Here is a 2347-nt window from a genome sequence, read left to right on the forward strand (position 1 = left end):
CGCCTTCGAGGGCCGGGAGGTCTGCTCGAAGACCAGTCGGCAGGCCGACCTGGCCGGTCGGCGGGGGTGCGGTGGCGGCCCAGCACGCGGGCGGTGACGAACAGCACCAGCACCACGGCCATCAGGGTCAGCGCGCCGGCGAACGCCCGGGCCACCATGTCGGGGTAGGGCTGCTTGACGTAGTTCCAGACGTACAGCGGCAGGCTGGCCTGGTTGCCGTGCAGCGGGTCGAGGTTCATCCGGGCGGTGAAGCCCGCGGTGAGCAGCACCGGGGAGGTCTCGCCGACGCCGCGGGCCATGCCGAGCACCACGGCGGTGGTCAGGCCGGGCCGGGCGGTGGGCAGCACCACGTGCCACACGGTGCGCCACTGGCCGGCGCCGAGCGCGTAGGACGCCTCCTTGAGGGTGCCGGGGACGAGCCGGACGACCACCTCGGCGGCGCGGGTGACGATCGGCGTCATCATCACGGTCAGCGCGAGCGAGGCGGCCAGGCCGCTCTTCTCGGCGCCCAGGGTGAGGATGACCACGCCGAGCACGAACAGGCCCGCCACGATGGACGGCAGCGCGGTCATCGCCTCGACCAGCACCCGCACCGGCTTGACGAAGCGGGCGCCGCGCCGGGTGGTGCCGGACTCGACCAGGAAGACGGCGGTCAGGATGCCCAGCGGGACGGAGAACAGGGTGGCCAGGCCGAGCTGTTCGAGCGAGCCGACCACGGCGTGCAGGCAGCCGCCGGAGGTGATCGGCGACAGCGGGGCGGTGGTGCGCATGGTCTCGGTGAAGAAGTTCCAGTGCCGGGCGGCCTCCGCGCCGCGCAGGGCGACGTAGCCGATCTGCTCGACGATGACGGCGACCACCAGCAGGCCGGAGCTCCAGGCGAGCGCGGTGGCCAGCCGTTCGCGGACGGTCAGCGCGTCCCACTGCAGCCGCCCGGCCAGGGCGTACAGGCCGAGGAACAGCAGGTACCAGCAGAGCAGGAAGCCGAACGCGCCGCTGAACGGCAGCACCCGCTCGTACAGCAGCCAGTCCAGGGCGAGCGCGCCGGCCGCCGCGCCGAGCAGGGTGTACACCTCCTCGCGGGTGGTGCCGCCGAGCCTGATCCGGCGCTGCTCGGGCAGTTCGGACGGTTCGGACGGTTCGGGACGGTCGAGGGGCGTGGGGTGCATGCGGTCTCCTCCGGTCAGTCCGAGGTCGAGGCGCCGGACCGGGACCGGCTGATGACGAACCCGGCGGCCACGTTGACCAGCAGGGTGAGGGCGAACAGCACCAGGCCGGCGGCCATCAGCGCGGACAGCGACAGGCCGTCGGACTCGCTGAAGCGCAGCGCGATCAGCGAGGAGATCGAGCCGCTGCCGTTCTCCAGCACGTGCCAGGAGACCCGGAACACCGGGGAGATGATCAGCGCGACGGCGATGGTCTCGCCCATCGCCCGGCCGAAGCCGAGCATCACCGCGCCGATCACGCCGCCGCGCCCGAACGGCAGCACCACGGTGCGCACCATGCCCCAGCGGGTCGAGCCGAGCGCGTAGGCGCCCTCGCGCTCGCCGGCGGGGGCCTGCGAGAACACCTCCCGGCTGAGCGAGGTGATGATCGGGATGATCATCAGCGACACCACGGTGCCCGCGATGAAAGTCGAGGAGGTGTACGAGGTCGGGGTGTCGCCGGTGCGCACCCCCAGGAACGGCAGCGGCGCGCCGAGGTGGTTGGCCAGCCAGCGGCACAGGCCGACGAAGCGCGGCTGCAGGAAGAACAGGCCCCACAGCCCGTACACGATGCTGGGGATCGCGGCCATCAGGTCGACCAGCGAGATCAGCGCGGGGCGCAGCCGGACGGGCGCGTACTCGGAGATGAACAGCGCGGCGGTGAGCGAGACCGGGACGGCGATGCACAGCGCGATGAGGGCGATCAGGATGCCGTCGGGCAGCATGGCGGCGATGCCGAAGGTGTGCGCGGCGGTGCGCCAGTTCTGCTCGGTGAGGAAGGACCAGCCGACGGCGTGCAGCGCCTCGGAGCCGCGCATCAGCAGGAAGAAGGCGATCAGCCCCATCAGCACGAACACCGACAGGCCGGCGGCGCGCAGCACGCCGCGGAAGGTCCGGTCGGCGGGCGAGGCGGGGGCGCTGATCCGGCGGGGCCGGTCGGGGTCGGGCGTCGGCGGTGGGACGCGGGTGTCCGTCGGCTGGACGGCGGCTGTCATGGTGTCAACTCTCCGCGCGGTGAGGGTTCCTGGGGCATGGGGATGCTGAGGTGCGGGGCCGGACGGGCGCGCGGGGCGCCCGTCCGGCGGGGGGGGGGTTCGGAATTGCACACGTCTGAACAACAATAACTAACCGAGCAAAAGAGGTTT

The 2347-nt window shown here is 72.3% G+C and carries 2 protein-coding genes; both read right to left on the reverse strand.

Annotated elements, in window-relative coordinates; translation table 11 throughout:
* A partial coding sequence (pstA, locus tag ACWEO5_RS38375; RefSeq protein ID WP_452166692.1) for a phosphate ABC transporter permease PstA occupies nucleotides 1-1166 on the reverse strand: 1166 nt, incomplete at its 3' end.
* 14 nt (nucleotides 1167-1180) lie between these two features.
* Complete coding sequence (pstC, locus tag ACWEO5_RS38380; RefSeq protein WP_452166693.1) at nucleotides 1181-2197, reverse strand: phosphate ABC transporter permease subunit PstC; 1017 nt, start codon at nucleotides 2195-2197, stop codon at nucleotides 1181-1183.
* Nucleotides 2198-2347 lie beyond the last annotated feature (150 nt).

This window comes from Kitasatospora sp. NPDC004272 (genome assembly GCF_053603035.1).